Source organism: Rickettsia endosymbiont of Culicoides newsteadi, assembly GCF_002259525.1.
Lineage (GTDB): Bacteria > Pseudomonadota > Alphaproteobacteria > Rickettsiales > Rickettsiaceae > Tisiphia.
The window spans coordinates 1-4939 of record NZ_MWZE01000092.1 but is presented as its reverse complement, the minus strand read 5'-3'; the positions used below and the strand labels follow the sequence as shown (position 1 = coordinate 4939).

Here is a 4939-nt window from a genome sequence, read left to right as displayed (position 1 = left end):
AAAAAAACATTTATCACAGGCATTAACTCCTTGCAACTCCTATATCTCCTTTATTTTTTCTTATCCCTTATCCCGAATTGACGTATATTGTAAAAAACTCTAAATGTGTCATAGAAGGAAGTTAAAAAGATGATAGACTAATTTAAAGTTTTATGGTTATTAAGTATGAAATCTATGGCACAAATAAATCCAGAGGCAGAAAAATATATATCAAGTATAATTGATAAAGAGGTACCATATCAGGTAAAGGTTCTTAACAATAATTTTATTATCAAGAATGTTAATGTTTATCCTCCTGGAAAGTTGACTGAAATGTTTGCAGAGTTTTTAATAGATAACAATTTAGTAGAAAGTAAGGTGGTTGCAGATATAGGAGCTGGATTCTTTGCTTTAGGTATAATAGCTGCAAAAAATGGTGCCGATACAATTATTGGAAGTGATATCAGTAAGTATGCGATACAATGTGCTACAGATAATTTGATACTTAATGGTATTACAAAAAATGTGTATTTATTTAAAGGAGAGGGGGTATCTCCTTTACTGCCAAATTTTGTAGGTAAGATAGATATAATTGTTTCAGGGGCTCCTTGGGATAATTTATCAAAGGATGAATTTAAAACTATACCACCTGAAAGAAGAGCAATTAGCCATACTTTTTATGATGTTGATAATAAACTCATAACAGCTATTATGTTAAAAGGTTTTAAGTTACTGTCACATAAAGGTAGAATATTTATTACTTCATCAATGAGAAGCATTGACCGAATACAACACTTATGCTTAAAGTATCAATTAAGTTATAAAATAGTTAAAGAAGCTTACCTACATAATGATGGTAATATACATTATATATTAGAAATAACCCAACGTTTGAAACGTTGATGGACTGAACGTTAACATCCATAAGAAGATGGTATAGTCAATTGATGAGAAGTTGGTGACGTCGTCACTCGTCGCTCGCCTATTACTTATAGGCGTCGCTCCTGCTACCCAATTCCCCTGAATTGACTATAAAAGACGCCATTGACAGAGCCTATTAATTCTTTGCTCGACGACTAAGCCAACTTTGCAGATAAGTTTCTGCAATATCACTATTTTCTATTAACAAAACGTTTTCAGCATTTCTATTATCAGCTGCGTTAGTAAAATTAAAGCTACCGGTAATCACCTTGCTTTTATCAATAATCATAATTTTGTTGTGAGCTATACCTGGTACTTTATCTATTGATACATCAATACCAGCTCGTTTTAATTCATGCATTTTAGAATATCTATCATGTAAGTTACTACGATCTAATAATATCCTTACTTCAACACCGTTTTGTTTCGCCTTAATTAATTGATCAACTATCTTTTGCGAAGTTAAGCCAAATGCTTGAATATAGATACTATCCTTAGCCTTAGATATTTCTTCTGCTATTAATGAGCCACAACCGGATGGAGGGGTAAAGCAGACATTCAAATTATCAGTTTCAGTATGAAAACTATGCCAAGAAGCTGTATCATTTATTTCATTATAGCCTACTCCGGTAGCAATACCGAGTAAAAATGATATTATCACTGATAATTTTGTATTATGCTTTTTAGATATTTTTTTCATTTTCTATAATGTTTACAGTAATTTTGGGATTTGATAGACTTATGCGGGAAGTCTAATATTATCCTTCAATTTTTGAAAATCCTCACCAGCATGATAAGAAGAACGAGTTAATGGACTGGCAGAAACCATTGAGAATCCTTTAACTTTGGCAACTCTTTCAAAATATTTAAATTCTTCTGGAGAAACATATCTATAAACTATAGCATGATTTTTGGTTGGTTGTAAATATTGCCCGATAGTTAAAAAATCAACTTTAGCTTCTCTTAAATCGTCCATTACTTGCATAATTTCATCGTTCGATTCTCCAAGACCAACCATCATACCTGATTTAGTAAAAATTTCAGGGTCTAATTTTTTTACATTATGCAAAAGACTTAGTGAATTGTAGTACCTAGCTCCTGGTCTAATAGTTTTGTATAAAGAAGGTACTGTTTCTACGTTATGATTATAGACGTCAGGTTTTGCTGATGCTATTATGTCAGCGGCTCCTTCTTTCTTAAGGAAATCGGGTGTTAAAACTTCAATTGTGGTACTAAGTGAAGCTAGTCTTATTTCTTTGATACAATTGGCAAAATGTTCAGCTCCACCATCATCTAAATCATCTCGATCAACTGAAGTAATTACCACATGTTCAAGTCCTAATTTCATCACAGCTTGAGCTAATCTTTGTGGTTCATGCGGATCGAGTAAATCAGGGCGACCAGTTTTAACATTACAAAAACGGCAAGCACGAGTACAAACAGAGCCTAAAATCATAACTGTAGCGTGTTTTTTTGCCCAACATTCTCCGATATTAGGGCAGGCTGCTTCTTGACAGACTGTGTTTAATTTTAAATTTTCAATTATCTTTCTTGTCTCATGATATTGATACGAATTTGGTGCTTTAACCTTTATCCAATCAGGTCTTTTTATAGCTGGCACTTCTTCTATTTTGATTATGTTTGACATATAATCCTACTTATTAAACAAATTGTTTTATTGGTAGTTTAATTATATCGGTAAGACTAATACTATTGTCACAATTATAGGATAATTTTGGTTCAATAGGAATCTTACAGATTAAGGGTATATTATATTCTTTGGCAAAATTTTCTCCACTATTGCCACTAAATATCTCGATTTTCTTTCCTGAACTTGCTTCAACTAAATAGCTCATATTTTCTATAATACCTAAAATTGGTAAATTAAATTTTTTGTATAAATCAATCGACCTAACTACGTCTATTGCCGCCATCTTTTGCGGAGTAGTTACTATTATTACTCCATCTAAGTGATAATTCTCTAAAATGCTTAAGTGAATATCACCAGTACCGGGTGGCATGTCAATAATTAAATAATCTAACTCCTGCCAATGAGTGAGAGATAATAGCTGGTAAATGGTTTTGCTAGCCATTGGACCACGCCACACAATGGCAGAATTATTCTGAATAAGAAATCCAATAGAAATAATTTCAATCCCCCGCGATTTTAAAGGGGTCATTTTATTATACACTATTTCTGGCACATCACTAATACCAAATATTTGCGGAATTGATGGTCCATAAATATCAGCATCTACTATTCCTACCTTATATCCTTCCAGATTTAGCTGCTCGGCTATCAATGCGGTTATAGTAGACTTGCCAACTCCCCCTTTACCAGATGCCACCAATATTACCTTTTTTACTCCATCAATGAAATGCCTAATTTTTGGACTAGTTGATTTTTTAGATAAATTTTTGCTACTAGTTAAAACTATAGTGATTTTACCAATATTAGCTATTTCATTTAATTTATTGATAGCTTTAATTTTTATTTCATTGACTTCCTTAGGGTTCTTGCCAAAAATATCAATTGCAAATCCAATATTTTTATCCTTAATTACAATATTAGATATAATATCGATTAATTTCGTATTGTCACTAAAGGTAATACTGGAAATTTTATTTAGTATTTGTTGCTGGTTTATATCAATCATCTTTTTTACAATAGGTTATTTTTTTGGTAGCTATAGTCAATGAGAAGTTGGTGACGTCTAGCACCCAATCCTTTTGAATTGACTATACTCTTATCCTTAGATAATTTTAGTATATACTAATTATGATATGCACTAAGTATTTTATGAAAAATATTTTTATTATTTTTATTCAGGTATTTTCTATATACTTAGTTAGAAAAGGAAGCAGTTTTAGAAGTCATTGTGGTAGCTTAAAAGTTGTAAAAAATAACCAATGTCATTAGACCTCTTGCATAACCTAATCTAATTGGTAATTTTGTTGTCAAAACTCGTCTCCGTTCCTCATGTACATCTTCGTCCGCTGCGGTATTCAACTTCGTTTTTCCTAAAAATTCCTCAGTTATCTTTAGGTTATGCAAGAGGTCTAATAGTATATGCATTTAATTTTCGATTCCATCTTTTGCCTTAAGGTTTTCTTATAACGTCTCACCGGACTAGTTTCATTTTCTCTTACATAAAAATATTCATCATCTTCAGGCATTCTAATGCCAATAGGTATATAATCTGGGTTAATACATGGGGTTTGACTAAAACAGTTAACACGCGGAGTGTCATGAATAGTTTGAGTTAAATCTGGACGCCATTTATTTAACGGTTCTTCACTAGATATTGAAAAAACAATTTCTCGTTTTTTCTTGTTATTAAACTTCTTTATAAGTCTGTCTATATCTTTTTTATCTTCCTTAAATAAAGGAAATTTAATAGGAGCAGGTATTCTTATTGTTTTGTTCATTTCGTTTTCATTAACTTTAGTTGGATTATCTTCTGCATACCCTGTTGTTGTATTAATCGATAAAACTAATACGATTAAGTTAGTTAATTGCTTAAACATAATTTTGATACCTATAGAGTTCTTAGTTGTTTGTAAATTATAGCTAACTTTATTAGCATTAAACACCTTGGCAATTAAAAAATTTCAGAAAAGTACAAGACGTTTTTTACCTAGACCACACAACTAGGTCGTGGCAATCCACATTCATTAGATTGCTTCGTTGCTACTAAAGTAATGCCTTGCTAATAAGTGCCAGTTTACTGTACTTTCAATAATTCATTGATTCTTGTAATAGATAATCTAGTCATTCTCGCTACTTCTTCAATAGAGTTACCATTGTTTATCATCATTTTTATTAATTTAGTTTCACCCTCGGCTCTACCTCTAGCTTCGCCTATGGCTTCTCCTCTAGCCTCTCCAATTTTGATACCATCTTGGAGTCCGATTTGAATCCCTTCTTCTTTCCATACTTGAGCTATACTAGGCATAAGTTCTTCTCCTTTTTCTTTAGTTAAACTATTTTTTAATATTTTTTCTAACTCTATTTTATCACTTTGCTCAATAAAGGTCA

General features: G+C 31.8%; 5 protein-coding genes and 1 pseudogene. 1 reads left to right on the top strand and 5 read right to left on the bottom strand.

What is annotated here, in order from left to right; genetic code table 11:
• Positions 1 to 174 precede the first annotated feature (174 nt).
• On the top strand, positions 175 to 882 hold the full coding sequence (locus RiCNE_RS05850; protein WP_239832725.1) for a 50S ribosomal protein L11 methyltransferase: 708 nt from the start codon (positions 175 to 177) through the stop codon (positions 880 to 882).
• Between the two features lie 154 nt (positions 883 to 1036).
• On the opposite strand, the gene RiCNE_RS05840 is transcribed toward RiCNE_RS05850, so the two are convergent.
• The 5 genes and pseudogenes from RiCNE_RS05840 to RiCNE_RS05815 form a co-directional block, all read right to left on the bottom strand.
• A complete protein-coding gene (locus tag RiCNE_RS05840; RefSeq protein WP_094649650.1) occupies positions 1037 to 1600 on the bottom strand; it encodes a phospholipase D family nuclease in 564 nt (187 codons plus the stop codon).
• Positions 1601 to 1639: 39 nt separating this feature from the next.
• Positions 1640 to 2548: a lipoyl synthase gene (lipA, locus tag RiCNE_RS05835; RefSeq protein ID WP_094649649.1), complete on the bottom strand. Its 909-nt coding sequence runs from the start codon at positions 2546 to 2548 to the stop codon at positions 1640 to 1642.
• Positions 2549 to 2561: 13 nt separating this feature from the next.
• Positions 2562 to 3557: an Mrp/NBP35 family ATP-binding protein gene (locus RiCNE_RS05830; RefSeq protein WP_094649648.1), complete on the bottom strand. Its 996-nt coding sequence runs from the start codon at positions 3555 to 3557 to the stop codon at positions 2562 to 2564.
• A 403-nt stretch (positions 3558 to 3960) separates the two neighbouring features.
• On the bottom strand, positions 3961 to 4494 hold the full coding sequence (locus RiCNE_RS05820) for a hypothetical protein (protein ID WP_094649646.1): 534 nt from the start codon (positions 4492 to 4494) through the stop codon (positions 3961 to 3963).
• Between the two features lie 131 nt (positions 4495 to 4625).
• Positions 4626 to 4939: pseudogene (locus RiCNE_RS05815) on the bottom strand (Rpn family recombination-promoting nuclease/putative transposase); the annotation flags it as partial.